11 protein-coding genes and 1 pseudogene are annotated in these 25561 nt (G+C 50.7%); all 12 read left to right on the top strand.

The annotated features are described in order from the left end of the window. Positions 1 to 83 precede the first annotated feature (83 nt). Positions 84 to 8690: pseudogene (locus MCJ35_RS02795) on the top strand (SrtB family sortase); the annotation flags it as partial. A 121-nt stretch (positions 8691 to 8811) separates the two neighbouring features. Then, the gene (locus MCJ35_RS02800) at positions 8812 to 9630 is read left to right on the top strand and encodes a ParA family protein (protein WP_240299344.1); all 819 of its coding nucleotides are present in this window, start codon (positions 8812 to 8814) and stop codon (positions 9628 to 9630) included. Further along, entirely contained in the window at positions 9623 to 10663 is a 1041-nt protein-coding gene (locus MCJ35_RS02805; RefSeq protein WP_025483117.1) for a ParB N-terminal domain-containing protein, read from the top strand. The genes MCJ35_RS02800 and MCJ35_RS02805 overlap by 8 nt, the downstream gene beginning before the upstream one ends. Then, positions 10660 to 18822 (top strand): LPD11 domain-containing protein, encoded by an 8163-nt coding sequence (locus MCJ35_RS02810; protein WP_240299345.1) that lies wholly within the window; start codon positions 10660 to 10662, stop codon positions 18820 to 18822. Before MCJ35_RS02805 ends, MCJ35_RS02810 begins: the two co-directional genes overlap by 4 nt. A gap of 11 nt (positions 18823 to 18833) precedes the next feature. Next, the gene (locus MCJ35_RS02815; protein ID WP_025483116.1) at positions 18834 to 19520 is read left to right on the top strand and encodes a hypothetical protein; all 687 of its coding nucleotides are present in this window, start codon (positions 18834 to 18836) and stop codon (positions 19518 to 19520) included. Further along, positions 19501 to 20898: a hypothetical protein gene (locus MCJ35_RS02820; RefSeq protein WP_025483115.1), complete on the top strand. Its 1398-nt coding sequence runs from the start codon at positions 19501 to 19503 to the stop codon at positions 20896 to 20898. Before MCJ35_RS02815 ends, MCJ35_RS02820 begins: the two co-directional genes overlap by 20 nt. After that, a complete protein-coding gene (locus MCJ35_RS02825; protein WP_025483114.1) occupies positions 20883 to 21722 on the top strand; it encodes a DUF4314 domain-containing protein in 840 nt (279 codons plus the stop codon). The genes MCJ35_RS02820 and MCJ35_RS02825 overlap by 16 nt, the downstream gene beginning before the upstream one ends. A gap of 76 nt (positions 21723 to 21798) precedes the next feature. After that, positions 21799 to 23043, top strand: coding sequence for a HipA domain-containing protein (locus MCJ35_RS02830; RefSeq protein ID WP_025483113.1), 1245 nt, complete (start codon positions 21799 to 21801; stop codon positions 23041 to 23043). Positions 23044 to 23064: 21 nt separating this feature from the next. Beyond that, positions 23065 to 23256 (top strand): hypothetical protein, encoded by a 192-nt coding sequence (locus MCJ35_RS02835; RefSeq protein ID WP_025483112.1) that lies wholly within the window; start codon positions 23065 to 23067, stop codon positions 23254 to 23256. An 83-nt stretch (positions 23257 to 23339) separates the two neighbouring features. Beyond that, positions 23340 to 24356 carry a DUF3991 and TOPRIM domain-containing protein gene (locus MCJ35_RS02840; protein ID WP_025483111.1) on the top strand — a complete coding sequence of 339 codons (1017 nt, stop codon included), beginning with the start codon at positions 23340 to 23342 and terminating at the stop codon, positions 24354 to 24356. Then, positions 24353 to 24721 (top strand): hypothetical protein, encoded by a 369-nt coding sequence (locus MCJ35_RS02845; RefSeq protein ID WP_025483110.1) that lies wholly within the window; start codon positions 24353 to 24355, stop codon positions 24719 to 24721. The genes MCJ35_RS02840 and MCJ35_RS02845 overlap by 4 nt, the downstream gene beginning before the upstream one ends. 356 nt (positions 24722 to 25077) lie before the next feature. Then, positions 25078 to 25554, top strand: coding sequence for a ribbon-helix-helix domain-containing protein (locus MCJ35_RS02850; protein ID WP_025483109.1), 477 nt, complete (start codon positions 25078 to 25080; stop codon positions 25552 to 25554). Positions 25555 to 25561: the final 7 nt, after the last annotated feature.

Below are 25561 nucleotides of genomic sequence, written 5' to 3' on the forward strand. Positions count from 1 at the left end.
ATGATAAATGATGATTGAAAGAACTATGGCGCTGTTTTTAATGGACAGTCCATGGTTCTTTTATTTAGGAGGAAGAGTATAAAATGAAATGGATTAAGAGTTTAAAGCGTCCCTTATCCTTATGGCTGACAGTGGTATTCCTGCTGTCATCCATCATGGTTTCATTATCAGTCAAAGCTGCTGATATGGATGTAGCCAATATCATTCCCAGATATTATGTTTTTCAGGGAAAACCACTGAATGTATTTGGAAAAACGCATAATTCCATGAGTTTTTATCAGGTCGGTTCGGCATACGGCGGCGCCACATTCTGCCTGGAACCAGGAAAAAAGTTGTGGGATGGAACCGCTTGCGCATATACGCGGTATGAGGTCCAGCCAGGCCAGACGGTTCCGTATATCGGCTCATTTGAACGGTATTTATCCATGGTGCTGGCATATGAATGGCTGTTGTGGGAAGGGCCTTTCCCGGATGCATCCCGTTATGGTGTGGTGCAGGTATATTATTGGGGGTGTCTTGCTGGATACGAGGATGACTGGGATGCTCAGGAACAGGCCATGGAAAAGTTTGCCGCTGTCATGGGCAATCCTGGGGTCATGACATATTACCAGAGTATGAAGGATTCCATTATTCAGGGTATGGATGATTATGATGCAGGCAATGGGACCCTTCCGTCATGGAATGGTTCCAGGCAGGGAATGTCCCTGAAAGAAGGACATTATGAACTGACCTTGGATATAAGTACATGCCGTCAGCTGGGAAATACCACCTGGACATTTCCTGATACCTATTGGACTTACCGATTGTCAGAAGACGGAAACAGCATCACGTTCCAGTATGGAGGTTCACAGGAACCGAAAGGAACCATAACCTCAGCTGATGTACCAGGTATAGATAACAAATATTTCGCCTATATTTTTAACCCGCCGTCAGGACTGCAGGTACAGATGGGTAGATTGGATTTAGGCCATAGCCCATCCAGTGCATCCTTTGAGGTGGAACCGGATGCACCGGGTAGCGCTAATGGTGGACTGCAACTTGAATTATACCGCCATTCTGAAACATTTGAGAGCAACTATAACATAGACCTTGAAAAGTATTGTGCTGAGACCAACCAACCATTGGAAGGAACGGCTTTCTATATCTGGGAAGATATTGATTTTTCTCAGATAAATACAGACGGATATACGGAGGGAGAGCCTGATGGTTCCACAGGAGAAGTATATATAAACCGTATGTCGCCGGAGCCGGAAAGCAGCTATATCTGTGACACCATCAACACGGATACCAATGGTCAGGCCAGCCATAGTGACGTCAGGCAATACAATTACAGTAAGACTTATTGTATGGGCCATCCTGCGCCGGAGTGGATTGAGTGTGACCATGAGGGCGGGGATGGAGAAGATGAAGGCGATGGGGAAGACTGCAGCTGCGATGAAGAAAATGAACGCCTGCGTCAGCAGTGGATGGCAGAGCAGGAGTTGTGTGCAGCCACTTGTGATTTCCATGTGCAGAATGAAAATGAGGATGACCATGGCCAGAATCCGGAAGCCATGCAGGCCATGCTGGCAGACCGGGACCAGACCTATGAGAATTATATCAATCTGGAATACAGTTATCATCTGCAGGAAAAAACTGCCAGGACTGGCTATATATTACATGGATTACATAATGATGACAAAGAGATAGAAACCGTGATTCTTACCTCAGCCCAGGCTGGCGGGAATGTGGTAACCGGATATTATAAAGCTGGCATGGTTAACCGTATGCTGAATCCTGTATATCATGCAGTGGATAGGATGAACAGCTTACGGTTTTATACGTATCCGGCGCCGGAAGCGCAGGAGCAGGATGTGGATGAACTGAGAAGCATTGTGAATGTAATGGAAGAAAAAGATGAGAAAAAAGCTGTTGGAACTGAAATGACCGGAGAGGATGTCACCAAAGAGAGCGGCATTGCTGGGAGTGAAGGCCAGGCTGGCGGGGAAAATGGCAACGGAAATCAGGGAACTGGTGAAGATGGAAGCGGAGGCCAGGGAAGCGGCGAAACTGGAAGCCAGGGAGGCGAAGAAAGCGGAAGTGGGAATCAGGGAACTGGATTAAATGGAAACGGAAGCCCGGGAAGCGGAGAAAGCGGAAGTCCAGGAATCGGAGAAAGCGGAAGCCCAGGAATCGGAGGAAGTGGAAGTCTGGGAACAGGAGGAAGCGGAAGCCCGGGAACGGAAGGAAGTGGAAGCCCAGGAACTGGAGAAAGCGGAAGCCCAGGAACGGAAGGAAGCGGAAGCCCAGGAACCGGAGAAAGCGGAAGCCCAGGAACGGAAGGAAGTGGAAGCCCAGGAACCGGAGAAAGCGGAAGCCAGGAAAACGGAGAGGGCGGAAGTGGAGGCCAGAGAACTGGAGAAAGCGGAAGCCAGGGAGCCGAAGAAAGTGGAAATCAAGGAACCGGAGGAAGCGGAAGTCAGGGAACCGAAGAAAATGGAAGTAGAAATCAGGGAACCGGGGAAAATGAAAACGGAAGCCAAGGAACCAGATCTAGCGGAAGCGGAGGCCAGGGAGCCGAAGCAAACGGAAATGGAATCCTGGAAACAAAAGAAAATAGAAGTGGAAACAGATATCAGGCAACCGAAGAAAATGGAAGCAGAAGCTTGAGAACCGGAGAAATGGAAAGTAGCAGATATGGTACCGAAGAAAGCCGAACCCCTGCAATTGAGGTAATCGGAACCTCAAAAATGAATAAAACCAACAGTGATATGCAAAGCGCTGTCCAAGAATCAGGAGGTTTCAACAATGAAAATCAGGATGTCCAGGATTCCGGAATTAAAGGTCACAATACCCAGAATCATCAAAATAAAAGTGAGGATACCGGAGTTCCCAAGAGTGAAAATCATAACAACACGCATTCCAAAGATAAAAATTATTTTGCCGGAACTGCCGTGAGTAAAAGTCATGACACAATGAATCTCAGGGATAACACACAGAATCCCATCAGACTTACATACAAAAGTCAGGAAATACCTGCGGTTTCAAAAACAGCCCGAGCCAAGACCATCCTGTCATCCTCCATTGCAACGGATAACAACGCATCATCAGAATCAAGGGATGATATGATGATGGATGAAGATGAGGAATCGGATGAAGATGAGGAAGACCAGAGAGACCAGGGAGAATCCTATGAAGCGTATGAATATATAAGAAATCCCATCCAGACATCAATTGAAACAGACATAAGCATTGCGGGACAAAACCCGGAACCACAGGATAAAGAGAATGCTCTGACACGTTTTCTGACGTCGCTATTCGCCCATGAGGACGATGACACCATATCAGGCTCCCTTCCCGGCTTCATGGAAGACAGTCTGGATTCCATGGATGTTTCAGCCTATGGGAACCCAGGACACATCCTCTACACCTTCAAGGTGTGGAATCACCGTACGGAAGGACGCATTCATATTAATAAACGTGACCTGGAACTGTATAAGGCGGATATTGACAGCAGCTTTGGGCAGACCCAGGGCGATGCAACCCTGGAGGGCGCCGTATATGGTCTGTTTGCGGCCCAGGACATCATCCATCCGGATGGAAAGTCAGGTGTCATATACAATCAAAACGATATAGTGTCAATTGCCACAACGGATAAGAACGGGGATGCCTCGTTCCTGACCTGTACGGAGAAACCTGCAACCCGCCAGGACGGGCACGGCAACATAAAGCCGCCGGAAGGAAACACCGGGTCAGGGAACCTGTATAACGGCTCAACCATCACCTCATCCAGTGAAGGATTTGGGACCTTCACATATCCGGATAATGCAGAGGTCAATGGCAATCAATGGATAGGACGGCCACTGCTCCTGGGAAATTATTATATAAAAGAACTGAGCCGTTCCGAGGGATACGAATTGTCTGTTAACGGCATTTCCCTTGCAGAAAGTAACCGCACGCAGACCGGAATGACCACGGTAAGGGAAGCAGGGAAGGCCTGGATAGCAGGCGGACTTTCTGATTATAACAACATGAATGCAGACGGTTCCTGGAATGAGTTCATAGTGGAAAACTATAAGACAGAAAACGGTTATGACATCATTATCAGCGGCTATCCTGCAGGCACTGATTTTTACCGTGTGGATACAGAGCGCAGGAATGAAAGGGAACAGATTATTACAGGAAGTTCCCTTCAGCCCAAATTGGATGAACATGGAAATCCGGTCTATCAGACCGCCAAGGGAGGGGAATACAAAATAGGCCCGGATGGAAATCCGCTCCTTAAGCCGGATACATCCACGGACAGCAGTCCGGATAAACAGCTTCCCTATGGGGAAATCCTTTACTACCGCTTCCGGACGGCCCCTTATCCAAGTGGTACGGCGGCGCCGGATGACATGAGCCAATGGGGGCAGCCCATTGATGCGGATTACCTGGCCGGACAGGTAAATGAAATGTTATCCCAGCTAAAGTACAAGCCTGTCATGGATGAATCCCCCTGGATTAACCTGAACCTGTCCGGGAATACCAATGCCCTGGCAGCTGCGGAAATCCTTGATTGGTTTACCGCCCACAACTTTTATGACTGCGGGGCCGTGGATTCCATTTATCATAAAGATGGGGCATATTATGCCCGCCTGCGGTATGACTATTCAGCATCCGGTGAGGATTACCCGGCCATATACGATTTTGCGAACCAGCGTCTGTATGTCCAGAAAAAAGCTGCCGTGGATGGAGGCCCGGCTGACCAGGTAAGGTACTGGATTGAATATCAGAAAGGCGGATTCAATTTATCGGGCAAAACCGTATCCATCAAAGAAAAAATGGCAATTACCCATAAAATCACATATGGAGAGGATATAGAAAAACAGATTGAAACCATATATCAGCCCATCTATGAGACATATGGAAAGGGGGAAATCCTGAAAGACAGTTCAGGGAACCCCATCCCTGTCATGGAGCGGATATTTAACTATGCAGAGGAGGTAGTAACACATGACTATGAGCAACTGGTGCCATTGGAAGCAATCTATGACGCAGGCACAGGCAGATACTCAATCCATGTGGAAAATACAACAGATTGGGATAGGATTACACGGTCTGTGAGGACTGTATACCGGGCAGTTACGCCCAGGAAAACCATTGACCATAATGGAATGGAAATGCCCTATAACCAGTATCTCACCGATATAGCAGGAGCGGGTGTCAGTACATATGCAACCCTTCCGGTCATGGAGCCGGGCAGCTATATGGTGGCCAAGGCACTGTTTTACCCTGGCCAGACCCAGCCTGTACAGGATGGGGATACCGGAACCAGACCAATCCAGGTCCTGCAGCGGGTCATCAAGCAGTCCGTCAAAGTCACGAAAGATATTTCACAGACATCGTATGATGGGGTGAACACATATGGTTCCCTGCATAATGACCCTCTGACCGTATTTCTGGGCCTGTTTAATGGCGGTAACAGTTCCCAACAGGGCGCGAAGATATTGAACCAGTTTAAATTCAAGGCATATTTAAAAAGCAACCTGGAACATATTTATGTGGATGAGTCAGGAACCATTATTTCCCAATACATAGGAAGGGATGACTTCAGGGGTGACGTACAGAAAATCTATCTGCCGCCCATGGATGGCAGCGGACGCCGTCTGCTGGAACCAATGGACGGAGCCACGGATGGAACATATAACTATACAAAATTCTTTGATGCCATGTATGCAGCAGACAAAAAGACCCGGGAAGGTTATCCGGCCGCAGTGCTCAGGCAGTTTGCGATTGATTACTACGACATAGATGGATATAAGAAGGAAATACTTGCCGCAGAACCTGGGTTAAACAGTGATACGGCCTATGAAAAAGCGCTTCTGAGGGCAGAGGGAGAGGCTGCCGCTTATCTGGATATCTTTACAGGTCTGGACAGCTGCCTGGCAATTGCCTGGGATAAGGATCCGGGCGGAGGTGCGGACGGTGACAGGACCACGCTGCAGTGCAATACAAAGAATGGAAAGGATGATTACTACAACCATTCCATCATGCTCCCCTATGGCACCTATGTCATAGCGGAACAGACACCGGAGGATGTGGATAAAGAGCTGGCAAACCGGCATTTTAATAAGGATTATCCCAAGGAAATCATCCTTCCCTTTGTCCCGGATATAAGCCAGGACGCCAATACCGGTGAAACAGATGTCAACGACCAGACAGGAAGCCCTTATTACAGGTATGACAGCGCGGATACCCCGGAGGAATTGATAAGAAAGTACAAAATACGCTTTAATGAGGAAAACCATATCATCCAAGCACATGGACAGGACGGTGATTTTGAAGTATATAAATATGGTCTGGACCGGGATAGCAGACCCGGACACAGCCTTACATCCACAAAGCCCTGCCATCCGGAATATATGGATGGGAAGAATGACACTGTAAAAGCCTATTATCATGGATACACATCCCAAAGTGAGGATGCTGGGATGATGGACAACGTGGTCTATGACGGATATGAGACGGACAGCGGCCAGATGGAGGTAAGGGACAATGTGCCTACAATGTCCGGAATGCAGACAGCCATTGACGGAAAGTTTGCGTCCATGCTGGTGCCCTGGACCGTGCTGGCCCCGGCAACGGACCGGGTGAACCCGGATAATGGGAATGTGGAGACACTTGTCCCGTCAGGAAGCGGGGAAGATTTTAATTTTGTTGCATTTGCCCAGGAGGATTTTGAAGATGCATATTACCGTTCCAGGCTTCGGATTGAAAAGCTGGATGCGGAGACCGGGGACAACATTATCCATGACGGCGCTTTGTTCCGGATTTACGCTGCCAAACGTGATGTGGCTAAAAGCGGCATGAATACGGTTGCCGGGACAGGTGATGTGCTGTTTGGGGAGGCGGTGGACTGGGAAGGAAACACCGTGGTGGATGCGGACGGTAATAAAATCATGTATCCAAGGGTCGGACAGGACAATGGGGCAGAGGATGACCTGCCCATCCGGTTGGATAAGGAGGGAATCCCCCAATATGATGAGAGCCAGTTAATCAGGCAGGAAGATAAGGATGGAAATGAGACCGGCATTTTCAGGGCATATTCCACCATCCGGGAGATAATCAAGGACGGACAGGTGCAGAAAGTCCCGGTTGGATATATTGAATTGTATCAGCCTCTGGGTGCGGGCGCTTATGTACTGGTAGAGGTCCAGGCCCCGAAGGGTTACACCCGGAGCCGTCCGGCAGCCTTTGAGATATACTCGGATGATGTGACTTATTACAGGGAACGGAGGAATGCAGACGGTACAACCAGTGGCTGGGAACCGCGGACAGCGGAGAAATACCAGTATGCAGTCCCGGTATCCGGTGAGACAGACAAATTCCATACAGAGACAGTAAGCCAAGTAAAGGTGGAGGATTATCCGTCCAGGCTGGAACTATATAAAGTGGAAGACGGGGACTCTTTGGTTGGGAACCGGAACATCCTCCAAAAGACAGACGCCCAGGGACGGACGGAGCTTAGCGGTGGTTTTGACCGTGATATCACGGTCAATGATGAAGGCGACCTGCTGGTCTACCAGGTTCGCGGGCGTAAGGAGAAGCTGGAGGCAAGGGGTGATGTGAGGGACATTTCCTTTGATGCTGAAAGCGGGGATTGGTATGGATATGTGACAAAGGAATTGGATAAATTTTCAGAACATATTATAGAGGGCAGTGAGAAGCTGTTAAAGTCCATGGCAGGCGTAAAGCCGCTCTATCAGATGGATGGAACCTTTACCGGAAAAGGCATCCGGTTTGACATACCCGTGTCAGGCGCCAGGCTCTCACTTTACAGGGCCGTGGAGGTAGAGAAGCTTGCTGAACATACGTATAAAGGGATAACGGTTTCAATGGAAAATGGTAAGGTATCAGGTATAGAGGATACAAATACAGGCACCCACAGGGAAATCCGCATAACCGGGCAGGACAGCGGACCAGCCGGGGCGGATGTATGGGACACGGTCATTGTGCCGAATGAACCGGTCAGCCTGTATTACTATGACCTTGACCAGACCGCCACAAGGCCAGGCACGGCTGCAGACCAGCTGTCCGTGTTGGACGGGCAGGGCAACCATCTGTGCTATGCGGATTCCAGGTCCGGCATGGCCTATGTCTATGACGATTATGGCCGCATGCTGGCCTACACCGCGGATGAGGAGGGGAACAAAGAACTGGTAAAGTCCATCCAGGTGGTGGATGACGGAACCGGAACCGGACAGACCATTTATGAGGACAAGACCACAAAAGATGATGAAAATGGCCTGCCGGTTTACTATACGGGCGGAAATGTGGTCACAAAGGAAGAATCCTGGATAACAGATAGCAGCACGGATTCCCATGGAAATGACGAGACCGCCGGGGCTGTCCACTCCATTGCTCGCCTTCCTTTTGGGGCGTACATCCTTCAGGAGGAACGGGTTCCGTATGACCAGGGATATATCCAGTCAAAGCATATGGGACTGGTGCTTCATGACACGGATGAGGTACAGAAATATTTTATGCAGAATGAATATACCAAGACAGCATTTGCAAAAATAGACGTGCGCACCCAGAAGGAAATCCAGGGCGCTGTCATGACACTATACCGTGCCCGGCTCAATGGGGACGGAAGCCCGGTTCAGGGAGAAAACGGACGCTATGAAAAGGGCGGTGTGTACGCCAGCTGGATAAGCGGATGCAGGTATGGATGCGATAAAATAGGACTTAATCAGAAAACCTTGATTTGAGGGTTTTACCGATTAAGTCCTATTTTTTACCCTATTTACCCAATACCCAAAATACTTTACCCAAGAAAGGAGAACGCCGATGGCGAAAGTTATCGCAGTCATGAACGAAAAAGGAGGTGTAGGAAAGTCAGCCACGGCGACCACTCTTGCCTACCTTTTAGCAAAACGAGGTCACAAGACCGCCCTGATTGATTTTGACGGTCAGGGACACGCCAGTATAATCTATGGCGTAAAGAACACAAACAAACTGGAAGTCACAATCAACACCCTGATCCGCAGAGTAATTGAGGACGAGCCACTGCCGGAGCCGGACAGCTACATACTGAAAACCGAGTGCGGTGTGGATGTCATCCCGTCCAACAGCCAGCTTTTCACGCTGGAACGAAATCTCTGCAACGTGGATTTCCGGGAGCGTATGCTTTCCCGGTACGTTGATACCATCAAGGACAGCTACCAGTATATCATTATCGACTGTATGCCGCAGATGGGAACGCCTATGATTAACGTGATGATGTGTGCAGACAGTATTATTGTGCCTACACAGGCAGAACTTCTCTCCACACAGGGGCTGACCGAACTGCTGAAACATTATCAGACCATCCGAAGCAACAGCAATCATCGCCTACGGATTGACGGTATTCTGATTACCATGGACTCCCCTAACACCATTTTGTCCGCGCAGGTTCATAAATTGTTGGAAAATGGGTTTGCAGGGAAAGTGCCGATTTTCAAGACACATATTCCCCGTTCCATAAAAGTGGCGGAAGCCGTACTGTATCACAAGACAATCTGTGAGTTTCTGCCGGACAATCCTGCGGCGGTCGCTTATGAGCGATTTGCGGATGAGTTTTTAGAAATCGAAGTGACAGAAGAAACGGAGGTGTGTACGGTTGGGTAAACCGAAAATCAATTTATCGGATTTCGATGATATGCTGAATTTTGAGCAGGAACAGCGGACGGAGGAAGCCGCCCCTGCTCCGGTTCCTGCTCCACGGGACAGTGGTATTCAGGAAATGAACTTTGACCAGATGGAGTCCTTTCCCAACCACAAATTTAAACTTTATGTCGGTAAACAATTCGACGATATGGCTGACAGTATCCGTCAGTATGGTATTTTGCAGCCGCTTCTTCTGTGGCATACCGAGGACAATCACAACTATATTTTGAGTGGACACAATCGAAAAGAATGTGGAAAGGCGGCTGGTCTTAAAGAGGCTCCTGTCATCGTCAAAGAAAATCTGACCCATGATGACGCTGTATTAATCGTAATTGAAACCAATTTGCGTCAGCGTTCCTTTACCGATATGAGTCCATCCGAAAGGGCTTACTGCCTGTTTGAGCATTACAAGGCAATGAAGTCTCAGGGCAAACGAAGCGACCTGATTTTAGAGATTGAAAGGCTCATGAACCCGCATGAAACCGACGTTTCTGCCACTTCTGCTGAAATCAGCAGAAGTTCAGGAAGCCGTGCGGAATTAGCAGAAAAATACAGTCTTACAGAGGACAGCGTAGCAAAATACATCCGCGTTGGTGAGCATTTGGAAACGCCGTTGATGAATTTCTTTGATATGAGTCAATTTCCACTTTCTGTTGCATATACCCTATCGTTTGTAGTAGATAATGCCAAGCAACAGCAGATTGCCGACCTGATGGAGTCCGACAGCTACAAGGTGGATATGAAAAAGGCGGAACTGCTCCGCAGCTATTACGAAACCGGCAAATTGACCGACACGGCTATCGTGCAAATACTCTCTGGTGAGAAAACGAGAAAGCCCAAGAGCGACAAACCCCAGCCGGTCAAAGTCAAGCCTGCGGTGATTACCAAGTATTTTACACCACAGCAGACTGCCAAAGAAATAGAGGAAACCATAGACAAGGCGCTTGCCTTTTACTTTGAAAATCAAGAATCGGAAATGGAGGTGACAGCTTGAGCAAAGCGACCATTCTTGCCGACCTTTACAAAAAGGCGGTACAGGAGTACACGAAATCTCCGGCTGAATGGAAAGGCTTGCTGTCCTGTGTGGCACGGTTTTATAAAAGGTCGTTTGATAATGCGGTGCTGATTTACGCACAGAAACCGGACGCCACGCAGCTCGGCACATGGGATGACTGGCACGATGACCGAATCGGGCGCAGGCTCAATAAGGGAGCTAAGAGCATTGCCGTCATTGATATGCGTAATCCATCGGCCAGCCTGAAATATCTGTATGACTTCATGGACACCAATGGCACAGAGCAGAGTTTTCGGAACTTCATGCGCTATCATTGGGAGCTGGAGGAACAGTACCGTCCCAGCCTGATGCTGCGGTTCCATGAAAAATATGCTGTGCCGACCTCCGGTATTGAAGCCTGCCTGTATAAGCTGGTAAGCAAGCGTGTGGCACAAATCCTGCCGCAGTACATGGAAAATTTCAAGGTACGGGAGGAAAGCAGCCCCCTTTACGGTATGCCGGAAGAAGCGGTCAAAGCAGAATTTCAGGAACTTGTCATTAACAGTGTGGCATACACAGTCTTTTCCAAATGTGGTGTGTCCACGGAATTATTTGCGGAAAGCAGCTTTGAGAATATCAGCCGGTACAATACGCTGGGAATGTTCATGGCGCTGGGAAGCTGTACCGTGTCGCTTTCCAGACCAATCCTAAAAGAAATCCAGCAGGAAATTGAAGCGATTAAAATCGAAAGGAGCCAAATTTATGAGAACCGAACCGTTAATGAACTTCAGTTACAAACAGGGCGAGGACGGGATGATGTATCCCGAACTGCAAATCTCGGAGAACCCGGAAACGGACAAAATGCCGGTGGGCAGATACGGGAAACTCTGGAAAGCGTACATGATGGAGAACCACCCACACCGCCTGTCGGAACTGGTGGCACAGGGCAGGATCAACGAAGTGATCCTGAAAATGGACGAGGAAGCGGAACGCCGCAAGGAGGAACTGATTCAGCAGCTTCTCAGCACCCAGCCGATGCCGGACACCGAGGACACGATGGAGAGAGCCGGACACATGAACAGCCTGACGAAGCAGGCGGAGGAAATCGTCCTGAACGAACTGGTGATGAAAGTCAGGTAGCAAAACAGAATAACGAGCGCAGAGAGCCGCCCACAGATGGTAAAAAGCCGTCTGTGGACGGCTTTTTCTCTGTCCCGCCAAAGGCACCGCCTGCGCCAGAGCCAGCGGTTACGGATGTTGCTGCTGATAAAACACAGGATGATAGTTCTGCCGTACCACCTGCGGAAGAAAAAGGCGGTGCAGTTTCCTCTGTGACAGCAGAGCAGACCGCATCGGTAATAGAACAGGATTTTTCCACGCAGTACCGGCTGTTAGGCCGCCTGCAATCTGACTGTGAATATTTTTTAGGCGCAGGGCAAAGAAGCGGAAAAAATTTGTGGGCAGGAAATGTAAAAGCACAGATTTCCAAAATGCGGGAGTTATACGATGCCGTGCCTGAAAAACCGGAATGGCTGACGGAGCAGGACATTGACCGTTATGAAAGGCAAATGGCTTCTCTTTCCATACCGGTGCTTGACGAGGAAGAAATCTCTGACCTTGTGGATGTGGTGCTGTGCGCCGATGATGTGACGCCGGATACACGGGAATGGATGAAAGAACTATGCGACTTCTTTGAGGGCGGACACAAGCAGACAACCAAGGCAAATGCCCTGAAAGCCTTTTACCGCAGTGTGGATACGGATTATACCACTAAGACCGGCGATTATCTGCACATTGCCGGAACGGATACTGGACTTGATTTTGAAACGGAGGGGCAGAAATTCTCCTTTGAATATTGGGAGCTGGCAGACCGGATCGACCGCCTGATCCTGCAAGGTATCTACCCGTTCAGCGCCGAGGACAGTATGCTGGACGATTATACCATCCCTGACGAAGCCGGTGAGATGAACGGTGTCAGGGGCGAACCGGAGGATATGGGCGGCCAGTCAGAACCGTTGGATGGAGAGAAAATCATAGGGGATTTTCTGCGGCAAGGCTCCGGCGTACAAAGCGGCAAGCAGAAAATTTACCGTGCCGTCCTGTCCATGCAGTCGAAGAAAGAACGGCAGAATTTTATTAAGCACGAGTATGGCTGGTATAGTATATCAGGCCAGGGACAGCGCTTAAATGCCATTCCCGGAAAGGGAATTGTGATTGAATATCACGCAGGGGAACAGCATTTTCGCCAGCAGCTTTCATGGGCAGAGGTTGAGCATCGCATTACGGAGTTGGTGCGGCAGGATGCCTATCTCACCAAAGAAGAAAAAAAGCTATGGGATACATTGGAAAAACTACATTTCGCGGAAGATGAAGTATCGGAGGCCAGCCAGCCGCCTGTTCAGGCAGAACCGGAAAACCGTCAAATTACCCTGTTTGATTTTGTACCACCGTCAGATACCTATGAGGACACAGAGGTTGGCGACAATGACAATCTGCTTGATGAGAACAGCAGAGAGCCGGAGCAGCTTCCGTTCCAAGAGGGCGACCGCATCTATTACCATGACAGGGTGTATGAGATTCTGAAATTCCTGCATGACGGCCGCACCGTGGAAATAGGGGATGTTTCTCAACTTCAAAATCTTGTCGGATTCAAAATCAGAGAGCGTGTGCCACTGTCGGAAATTTTAGACTGCAAGCTGCTGAAAGACAGTTACAGCGAGGGCGAAATTGCAGAAATGGTAGTTAAAGCCGTTCAGAACGGCGACACTTCCGAAGAAACCAAAGATAACCTGAAAGCCGCCCTGCAAGTCAATCAGGCAAATGATGACTACGTTGATACCATGCAGGATTTTGAAAACCGCACCCATGGGCATGGGCTAAACTACCGCTATTCCGAAGAACACCACCTCTACGACGGCGGTGCAAAGACTAAGTGTAAAAACAATATCGCCGCCATTCGGCTGCTAAAAGAATTGCAGGCACAGGGACGCATGGCAACCGCAGAGGAACAGATTATCCTTGCCCGGTTCGTGGGCTGGGGCGGCCTTGCCAATGCCCTGACAGCGGGGAAATCCGGCTGGGAGAGCGAATATGAGGAAATCAAAAGCCTGCTGACAGCGGAAGAATTACAGTCGGCACAGGAAAGCACCCTTACCGCCTATTATACCGAGCAGAGCGTTATCAGCCACGTCTATCATGCTCTGGAACAGTTTGGTTTCCGGGGCGGCAATATCTTAGACCCCGCCATGGGAACGGGCAACTTTTATTCTGTACTGCCGGAGAACATGGAAAAATCCAAGCTGTACGGCGTGGAGTTGGATACCATCTCCGGGGCAATCGCAAAGCAGCTCTACCCGGAAGCGGAAATTCAGGTCAGGGGTTTTGAACAGACAAGCTATCCAGACCACTTTTTCGATGTGGTCATCGGCAATATCCCATTTAACTCAATCCGTGTGGACGATCCCCGATATAATCGCCATAACTTCCGCATCCATGATTATTTTCTGGCAAAGTCGCTGGATCAGGTGCGGCCGGGGGGAATTGTGGCGGTCATCACTTCCAAGTACACCATGGATAAGGCAAATTCCAAGGTGCGCCGGTATCTGGCGCAGCGGGCGGAGCTTTTAGGGGCAATCCGGCTCCCAAACAATGCGTTCAAACAGGTGGCGGGAACGGAAGCCACCACAGACATTCTGTTCCTGCAAAAGCGGGAACGGGAAATCGTACCGGACGAGGACAACAGCCCATGGATTTCCATTGAGGAAAACGAGGCCGGTATCCCTCTGAACGACTATTTTATCAACCACCCGGAAATGGTTCTGGGCGAGATGGTGTTTGACGAGAGTATGTTTGGCAACGAGAAAACCACCGCCTGCCATCCAGTCGAGGGTGACGATTTGAATGAGCGGCTGGAACAGGCTGTTTCCTATCTGGAGGGCGAGTATCACGAAGCCACATCGGAGTACGCCGGGGAAAAGGGCGTATTAAAGGATTCCCTCCCCGCTGACCCTGCGGTGCGCAATTTCAGCTATGCCATACGGGATGACGCCATTTATTTTCAGGAAAACTCCCGTATGTATTTGCAGGATATTACAGGCAGAAAGGCAGAACGAATCCGTGGCATGGTGGAGATTACCGCCGCTGTCCGCACACTCATTGACTTCCAGAACCAGCAGACCGGGGATTTGCCGACAGCGGAATATGAAAATCAGTTGCAGGAGCATATCAGGCGCCTGAACATGGTTTATGACCGTTTTGTAAAAGAATATGGCTATCTTAATTCCTACGGCAACGTGATTGCCTTTTCACGGGACGCCAACGCCCCGCTCCTGCGTTCCATTGAACGGGAGAGCAAAACAGAAAAAGGCGTGTTTGAGAAGTCCGCCATGTTCTACAAGGCAACCATCAATCCCAAGACCATGCCGGGGGCGGTGTTTTCGGCAGAAGAAGCCTTAAAGGTTTCACTCAACGTAAAAGGCAGGGTTGACCTTGCCTATATGTCGTGGCTGTACCAGATGCCTGACGGCAGAAAGGCAGAGCCGGAGGAAATCATAGCGGAGCTGGGGGACGCCATTTACCAAGACCCTGACGAATACAGCGGGAACCCGCTCTCCGGCTGGCAGACCGCAGGAGAATATTTAAGCGGCTATGTCAAGGATAAGCTGACGACGGCAATCCTCCGGGCGGAGGAAGAACCGGAACGGTTTACCCGCAATGTGGAAGCCCTGCGTACCGTGCAGCCGGAGCCGCTGACCCCGCAGGACATCAGTTTTTCGCTGGGAACGCCGTGGATACCGCTGGATGTCTATCAGGATTTCATGTATGAAACCTTTAAGACGGCTGATTACAACCAGAGTGGGCGTTTTGCGGTTGCGCTGGAGTTTTCCAAATTCAGCAGTGCGTACTTTATTTCAAGCAAAAGCGCGGAAAAAGCCTCCGTGACAGTCAACCAGACCTACGGCACCGGGCGGATGAACGCCTACGAGATACTGGAAGCGTCCTTAAACCTCCGGTTTGTGGAGGTAAAAGACCGGGTGGACTATGTGGACGAGAATGGCGAGGATAAGGTTAAATACGTCCTGAATAAAAAGGAAACCATCCTTGCCCGTGAAAAGCAGGCGCAGCTCAAGGGGGAGTTTGAACGCTGGCTGTTTGCTGACCCGGAACGTGGGGCGCGGCTGACGAAACTCTATAATGACAAATTCAATAACCTCCGTCCCCGTGTGTATGACGGTTCTGACCTTGTTTTCCCGGATATGTCGGAGGATGTCCATCTGCGAACCCACCAGCGGGATGTAGTCGCCCACGGCCTTTATGGGGACGGCAATCTGCTGATGGCCCATGAAGTAGGGGCTGGCAAGACCTACGCCGCCATCGCCCTCGCCTATGAACTGAAGCGGCTGGGCAAGGTACATAAGCCCCTGTTCGCCGTTCCCAACCATCTGGTAGGACAATGGGCGGACGCCTATATGGAGCTGTACCCCAATGCCAATATCTTAGTGGCGGAAAAACGGGATTTTGAGCGGAAGAACCGCCGCCGCTTTGCAGGACGGATTGCCGCCGGGGACTATGACGCCATCATCATGGCACATTCCAGCTTTGAACTGATTGGGCTGTCCAGAGAACGGCAGCTTGCGGCGATGCAGGCGGAGCTTGACGCTGTGACTGACGCAATCAGCGAGCAGAAAGCGAAAAATGACAAGGACTGGTCCATGAAACAGATGCAGATATTCCGAAAGAACCTCCAATTCCGCTATGACCGCCTGTTTAACGCAGACAAGAAAGATGACATGATCAACTTTGAGGAACTCGGCGTAGATGCTTTAATCGTGGACGAGGCCCATGCCTATAAAAACAATTTCTCCTATACGAAAATGCGGAACGTGGCCGGCGTCAGCGGGGCAAGCAGCCAGCGGGCGATGGATATGCACCAGAAATGCCAGTACATCAATGAAATCAGCGGCGGCAAGGGTGTGGTCTATCTGACCGGCACGCCGGTGAGCAATTCGATGGCGGAGCTGTATGTCCTGCAAAAGACCTTGCAGCCGCAGGAACTGGAACGCCGCGACCTGCTGATGTTTGATGAATGGGCGGGAACTTATGGAAAGGTGGTGTCCTCCCTTGAAATCAAACCGGAGGGCAACGGCTACCAGATGAAAAACCGCTTTTCTCAATTTCACAATCTGCCGGAACTGATGAATATGTTTGCCATGATTGCAGACATCAAAACGGCGGATATGCTGGACTTGCCCACACCAAAGCTGAAAACAGGCGGCGTTCAGGTCATAAAGACCGCCTGCACCCCGGAACAGAAACGGATTGTCATGGAGCTGGCGGAACGGGCGGAAAATATCCGTGCCGGTGCAGTGGACAGCAGCGTGGACAATTTCCTAAAGCTGACCCATGAAGCCCGCCTGCTTTCCACCGACCCAAGGGCGTTAGACCCCACCCTGCCGGATGACCCTGATACCAAGTTAAATGTGTGCGCCCGAAACGTGGCACAGATTTACCATGATACGGCGGAACAAAAATTGACGCAGCTTATCTTCTGCGATCAGGGAACGCCTAAATATGACGGCAGCTTTAACTTCTATGAAGCGACCAAGGCGGCGCTGCTTGCACAGGGCGTAAAGCCGGAGGAGATTGCGTTCATCCATGACGCCAAGACGGATGTCCAGCGGGAACAGCTATTTGAAAAGGTGAAAACCGGGGAAATCCGTATCCTGATGGGCAGCACCGAGAAGATGGGAACCGGCATGAACGTGCAAAACAAGCTGATTGCCCTCCACCATCTTGACGTACCGTGGCGGCCCTCCGACTTAACCCAGCGCAACGGGCGCATTCTCCGGCAGGGCAACGACAATGAGGAAATCTCTATCTTCAACTATATTACGGAAAACACCTTTGACGCCTATTTGTGGCAGATTTTAGAGCAGAAACAGCGGTATATCAGCCAGATCATGACCGGCCGCTCCGCCCTTAGAACCTGTGAGGATTTAGACGAAACCGTTTTGCAGTATGCTGAATTTAAGGCGCTTGCAACTTCTGACCCAAGGGTGAAAGAAAAAATGGAGGTGGATAACGAAATCAACCGTCTGACCGTGCTGAAATCAGCGTGGCAGACACAGCAGAACGACTTGCGGTTCAATATTACCAAGCATTACCCGGATGAAATAGCGAAAACAGCCCGGAAAATAGAGGGCATGGCCGCAGACATCGGCACTTATGAAGAAAAGCGGCCGGAAGAATTTCAGATGGTCATTGACGGAAAAACCCATGAGGAACGTACCAAGGCGGCGGAGCATTTCATGGTGCGTTCCCGTAAGCTGGGACGGCAAACCGGCGATACCCTTGATATTGGCGTTTATGCCGGGTTTAAGGTCCGGCTGCTCCGTAACTGGGGCGGCGGTGTAAATATCCAGCTTTGCGGGAAATGCACCTACCAGACAGATATGGGGGATTCGGAGCTGGGGAACATCACCCGTATCGAAAATCTGGCACAGCGTATTGCCGAGCATAAAAAGGACGAGGAGATCAATCTGGAAAACTTAAACCAACAGCTTGCGGCATCAAAAGCGGAAAGCGAGAAGCCTTTTACGGATGAGGAACGGCTGGCGGAACTGCAGCAGAGAAAGGTGTCGCTTGACCTTGCGCTGGAATTTAAGGAAGATGGCGATGATGTGATGGCGGAGGACGGCGGTGAGGAAGAACCAACGGACAGTACAAATACGCCCGTGGCGCCGAGACGCCCGCTTACGCTGGAACAACGGCTCTATCAGAAGCTGGCGGAGTTCGCCGCTCCCGTTTTGGAGGGCAGCGCCTACTGCATGAAGCTGAAAGCGGACGGCTTTGAAGATTTGAAAATCGAGGCCATTGGCGCCGGGTACAGTATTGCCCACTACTATGACCGAAACGGTGACGCCATGCGCGACCCTGAAATCACCTTTACCATTGATAAGGAAAACCGTTCCATCCGCCCCACCTCGTTCCTTCAGGACGATAAGGGGATTTTTTATGAAACGGAAACCGTTTCGCCCGCAAAAATAAAAGATTTGGAGCTGTTCATGAGCGAGTGGTTTACCAACATCAAAAATCAGGGCTTTGAGCCGGAGACGGTTAAGACCTACGGACAGGAGGAAGAACAGGATTATGAAAGATAGGAGGGATTTCCATGAACCATGATATATCCCCGGAGCTGACCGCCGCCTTTACAAAAAGGGCGGCGGCTCTCGGCTTTGAGATAAGAACCGCCTTTGCAAACAGTGATAAAGAACTGTGTCTGATTGCCTATCAGGGACAGGCGGAGGTGTGCCAATTTGTGTTGTCTGGGGGTATGCGTTACTTCCCGGACAATCCGCTGATTGTGGAGCGGAAGCAGCTCCACGCACTTCTGCTGGATATGAAGCAGACCCATGACCTCTATGCCGATGCAAGGCCGTTGGAGATTGGGGGGATTGACAAGGAGGACGGCTTCCGGCTGATCTCCGAATTTGGCGATACCCTGCTTGCCGCCAAGCTGGGCAGGGATAACGAGGTCCGGTTTACGACATGGCAGTACGATTACGACCGTGAGGGCGTCCATTGGGGGCATTACTATGAAACCAACTACAAGGGCGCCAAGCGTGATTTTGCCGTCCGCGCAGGGCTGGTGGATGAGAAGCAGCTCTTTACCAAGGACGAACTGGTGGCGCTCCATGACGCCTGCGTGTTCCGTGGGCGGAATGATGATGAAATCAGCTATGAGGATGATAAAAAATTACAGGCTGTCATGGAAAAGGTGGAGGACAATATCCCCAACCTGATATTTGACAAAGAACAGCCGGAACAGGAGGACAGCCATGGAATACAACCAGATTAACGCCCTGTCCAAGCTGGGGGCAAATGATTACGAGTTATGGGAACTCACTATGCCCCGTGAGAAAATCCATGAAATCAGGCAGACACCGGAAGCGGTGTCCGGCGATTTACGGCAGATTTTCGAGGGGGTTTCCCTTACGGATGAGCAGCCGGAGGGAACCTTCCAGTTTGTCCTTCCCCATGAGGACGGCCTGCGGCTTATCCCGGTGGACATGGGGACAGAGTTTGTGGACAGGAACCGCTATAACGGAACCTCTGTCCGTGGCTCACGAGAGGAAATCATAGCGGAGCTGCGGGAGAACCTGAAAACACAGGGTTACAGCCTGCGGCCCAGCGCCGCTTTTGTAGATGTGGATGTGATTGCCACCATGCAAAAAATAATGGAGCATAACACAGACTTCTATCAGACGGATTTTAAGTACGATATGGAAACGCTGCGGGAGGCTGCCGAGGATCGCGGCGGCTACCGCAATTTTTTCTGGCTCACCCGGAAAAACGGCACATGGTGTTTCCCGGAACGGGATGTTTATATCCGCAACACCTATGCCGCCAACACATGGACTTACTATGGAGGAAGCAGGGACGAGAACGTAAAAGCCTTTTGGATTGATATAAAGCGTGTGGAGGGTGATGATAAGAAACTCATAGGCGATATTGTGGAGATGGACTATCAGAAGCATCTTGACTATCTCTGCACCCATTCCTTTGACCCTGCGTATGCGGAGGTGGTGTTCAAAAGTCCCAATGATGTCCGTACCTTTCCTTATCAGGAATATAATGAAAACTGGCAGTCCATCGGCCAGCGGTACGGGACAGTGGAGCGCGTGAAATATTGGGTAGAGAACCAACAGGAATTTGCCTATGCTGTTATCTCCGCCCATGGACTTGTTTGGGACGCCGCAAAACCCATGGAGGTGGATGAATATATCAAGCGGCTGGAGCATGACCGGCTTCATGATTACGGTTATACCGCCGATGATGTGCAGCGCATTGGTCCAATGGACGCTCAAAAGGCGGTACAGAAAGGACTTTGCTGTTATGCCCTGCATAGGGACGGCACACGGGAGTCTGTGGCAGACAGGGAAATGTTTCAAAAGCACCTGTCCAGTTACGGATTATTTGGTATGGAAGCACAGGAAACCAAGCTGTTGCAGTATTTTAAGCAGGACTGTTCCCCGCTTTTTACGCCGGAGGAAACGAGACTGATCTGCGCCCTTGCCATTCAGACTGGGAAAGAGGTCGGACGGGACAGCGCCGGTCTGCTGGACAGCATTATCCATAAAGCGGAGCTGACCATGGGACAGCCGGAAAGCGCAGCTTTGGAGCAGGGCATGGGACGTGACCATACAGAGCAGGAGGAACTATGCAGGGATTCTTAAAGCCTTATCAGGTGGAGCAGATTAAGAAGAAATATCCCGTGGGAACCCGGATTGAACTTGACCACATGGAGGGCGAGCGCAATATGCCGGACGGTCTTTGTGGAACGGTAGAATTTGTTGATGACCAGGGGCAGCTACATATGCACTGGGATAATGGGCGTTCCCTTGCCCTTGTCACAAACGTGGATGACTTTCATATCCTGCCGCCGCAGGAACAGAGCAGCGGCAGTCAGGAACCAGAAACTCCGGCCGCTGAAGAACCGGCCGCCGATTATGAACCCATGAATCTTTATGTGGATTACATCAACGCCAATGTAATGACGAAAATCAACTATGAGCGGCTTCAGGCAGACTATGGCACGGAGGAAAAAGCCTATGCCAAGTCCGTGCTGAACGCCCTGCACCAAGGGCTTTTAGCGGTGTATGGAACGGAAACCTTTGACCGTGACACCGCAGGCGGCTATGTGCTGCTCCCCGGCGTGGTGCAGTCCAAGGATACCGGAGAATTATGCATTGCCCTGCTGGAACTGGATTTGCAGTCCTCCGGCGAGCATTGCGCCACGGATTTCCTGATCCGCTATGGCTGTATCAGCCAGTTTGAGCAGGAAATGCCGGATAAGGTGTGTAAGTTCCTCCGGGAAACCTACGGAGCTTATGACTATGGCTATACCGCCACGCTGACAGATGACATCCATGTGGATAAGAGCAGACTCCCGCAGGCTATGCGGGAGGTGCTGGAGCATTTCAGGGAGCATGAATTCATCCCCTGTGGCCTCAAAAACAAGGAAGCAGCAGAGGAAGCGGACGGGGAACTGGAACGCTGATGAAAAGCAGCGCAAAACCGCTTGTTTAAGTTCCTGCAATTTGGTAGAATAATAACAATAGATTGGAGTTGAGAAAATGGTGGAAACAATTCAAACATATATTTTAATGCACAGGGAAATCCCCGTGGCGGGAATCCGTCTGGACAGTGAAACTGCCTCTGTTTCCGCTGTTGGGGAAATATTTAACCCTGCCCATGTTCCGGTGGGCATCCCTGTGAAAAAGGGGAAGATTGACCGCGCCGCGCTCAATGAATGGTGGCGGGGGCGGGCAATCCCCGCAAGCCGCGCCGGTCTGCGCCATGCGTTGGAGGAACTGCACATCAGTTCCCCGCAGGCGTTATTGGAGAAGTGTCTGGGGCTGTCCCTGTCGGATCAGTATTGGCTCTGCCCCGCCGACAGGCAGGTCTCATGGCATGAAGTCAACTTTTTTGAAAATCCGTTTTCCGAGGATGTGGGCAATATTCTGTTCGGACACCCGTCCAGCGCAGGGGCAGTCAGCCTGATGTCGCCGGACAACACCTCGGATGGATGGCTGAAGAAGAAATGGGCAATAATTGACGGGAAACGCTGCCTGCTCAAAGGTGGAAGCGGCGCGACCCAGCAGGAGCCGTACAACGAGGTACTGGCAGGCAGGATTATGGAGCGGCTGCATATCCCCTATGTCCCCTACACGCTGACCGTGCAGGAGGATTATCCGTACAGCGTGTGTGAGGATTTTATTACGCCGGATACGGAACTGGTAACGGCGTGGTACATTATGCAGACACAGCCAAAGCCCAACCACGTTTCCGTGTACCAGCATTACTTAAACTGCTGTGAAACGCTGGGTATCCCCGGTGTAAAGGACAGCATTGACCGTATGCTGGTGTTGGATTACCTGATTGCCAACGAGGACAGACATCAGAACAATTTTGGGGCTGTCCGAAACGCCAACACATTAGAATGGGCAGGCTGCGCGCCGGTTTATGACAGCGGCACATCCCTCTGGTTTGATAAGCCGTGGACAATGATCAGCGCTCATGCAAAGGCGCCCAGCAAGCCGTTCAAGGCCACCCATGACGAGCAGATTAAACTGGTGTCCTCCTTTGACTGGCTTGACCTTACTGCACTGGCGGGGATTGACGAGGAACTGCGGGAACTGGTAAAAGGCTCCCTCTTTATCGACACGGCCCGCACGGACGCCCTCTGCGCCGCCCTGCGGGGGCGCGTGGAACGGCTGGCGCAGATAATGGATGAACACAGGAGTTTTTACCCGGTGGATGACCACACGGCTGATGTAGAGGAGGATGTGGCATACAGCGGAGAGAAATTGGAACGCTAAATGATAAGGAGGATTGCAGATATGGCAGATGAAAAGCGGAAAGAAACGGATGAGGAACTGATGGAACAGTTTGACGCCTTTGTACGTTCCACATTGCTGGAGGAAGGAAACAAGCTGCGTGAGGAAAAGGGTTATCCCCCTCTTTCAGAGGCAGACTTGGAGGATGTGGATACACTGTCCGCCCTGAAAGAAACATTCGGAAAAAAAGACTGACAATCAATCAAATACAGCGCCGCCCGGAAGTGATGAAAACCACTTCCGGGCGGCGTTTTTGTGTTTGACAGGAGGTGAGAAAAATGCGGATGCAATCACGGCCCATGCCCTTTACCGAGGAACAGATGCAGCAGATTTACAACACGAACCTCATTGATTTTGCCGTTCAGCACGGCTTTGAAATCGAAAAAGGCGACAGGAATACCGTTCATGTAAAGCACAGCGGCGGCCTGTATCTGTTCAAGCATGGACGGGGCTATGTATGCTTTTCAAAAGAGGGTTCCAAAGGCAATATCGTGAACTTTGTGCAGGAATATATGGGCGCCAGCGATTTTAAGAGCGCTGCGGAAATGATTCTGAACTGCCGCGCCTATGAACAGACGGAACATTACATCCCGCCTGTGGAGAAAAAGCCACGCGGTGATCTGGTACTGCCGCCGAAGGACAGGAACTTTGACCGTACCATCGCCTACCTGACCCGTACCCGTGGCATTGATAAGGAAATCGTGTATGCCATGATAGAACAGGGCAAGGTGTATGGGGCAAGAACAGAAAAAAGCGGGTACAGCTTTCATAACTGTGCATTTGTGGGTTATGACGAGGGCGGAAAACCCCGGTACTGTGCCTTACGCGCCCCCAGCGCGGACAGCCATTTCCGGCAGGACGTGGAGAACTCCGACAAGACTTATGGCTTTACCATGGAGGGGCATTCCAACCGTGTGTATGAGTTTGAGGCTCCTATCGACGCCATGAGCCACGCCACACTCTGCAAGCTGAACGGCATTGATTGGCGGGAGGATCACAGGGTGTCGGAGGGATGCCTGTCAGATAAAGCTCTTTACCGCTATTTGCAGCTCCACCCTGAAATCACAGAGATTGTATTCTGTTATGACAACGATGTGGATGGCAAACTGGCGGACGGCACACCCCATAACCACGGTCAGGTGCAGGCGGAGGTTTCCGCAGGCACATTCACGGATTTAGGCTACAAATGTTATATCCAGACTCCGCAGACCAAGGACTTCAATCAGGACTTGCTTACGTTCCGAACAATGCTGCAGGCCGGTCAGGGCGAACCGGAGAAAGCGGTGGAACGATGAGGCCGGTATATGTCTGCCAGCTTTCAGAGGAAAAGCAGGCGGAAATCAGAAAAATGCTGGAGGGGCTGATCCTGCACGGCTGCGGCGGAGACATAACCGAAGTGGAACGTTACTATGGCATGAGCTTTGAAGAAGCGGTACAGAACGGCATGGATTCTAAAATCGTGGATTTAGATTATATCATGGTGTTTTATGCCGAGGAGTTCCAGTCAGGAAAAGAGGATGAACGGTTTCGCCTTGCGGACGCCGCCGTTATCTCCTGCATTTTAAGAGAAGCGAGAAAACATGACAGGGTTCCCGACTTTGTTTATCCGAATGGGCGCTGTGACCAGCAGCCTGCGCAGGATAACGAATGGGAACGATGAAAGGAGAGCTTATGAAAGCAGTTTTGATTTGCGGCGGAGTTATCGCCGGGCTTGTTGTGGCGGTTCTGGTAATCGCCCACGGGAAGCGTGTGTGCCGGTATGCCACCATTTTCATGGATCACTATTGATGTGGCGCGGGCAGACTTTTGTTTTCGCCCTTTTGGGGAGCGGAGCGACCAACAGCCCTCACCGCCTGCGGTGGGGGCTACTTAGTGCCAAAATCTCAGATTTTGGAGTTAAGGCAGGAATAGGGTTGTTAAACAACCCACAGAAACACCGTACAGGCAAAGCCTGTACCCTTGTTAAACAGAAGCTATCGTTGTTAATTTTCGACTAACGCCGAAAGGAGGGCGCCAATGCCAACAAAGACCGACCGGATTATTACATCGGTCTACCTGACAAAAGAAATGTGCGGCCAGATTGACAAGCTGGCTGACCGGGAGCATATCTCCCGCAATGAGCAGATACGGCGGTTCATTGAAAAGGGGCTGACTGTGGACGGCTATACTAAGGATATTGATTTTATCGCCGGGATTATCCGGCAGGAGTTTACTTCTGTTTATCACATCGAGGATATTAAGGCGGTCATGGAACAGCAGACCAGCCGCCTTGCCAAAATGCTGATGAAGTCCGGTAAGCTGGACGGCGCGGCATTTTTTCTGCTTATCAAGGTGCTGATGAACATGGCCCATGACGGAACGGAGGACGAGTTTGACCAGATGTTAAACGAGGCCGTCACGCTGGGCGTGGACTATATGCAGAAAAAGGATTTTCAAATCAACAGCTTTTTGCAGGATACCGATAACCTCCGCAGGCTTGCGGACAAATTGTAGGAGGTGC

Origin of the sequence: Enterocloster sp. OA13 (assembly GCF_022440595.1) — a bacterium.
In the GTDB taxonomy this organism is placed as follows: domain Bacteria; phylum Bacillota; class Clostridia; order Lachnospirales; family Lachnospiraceae; genus Enterocloster; species Enterocloster hominis.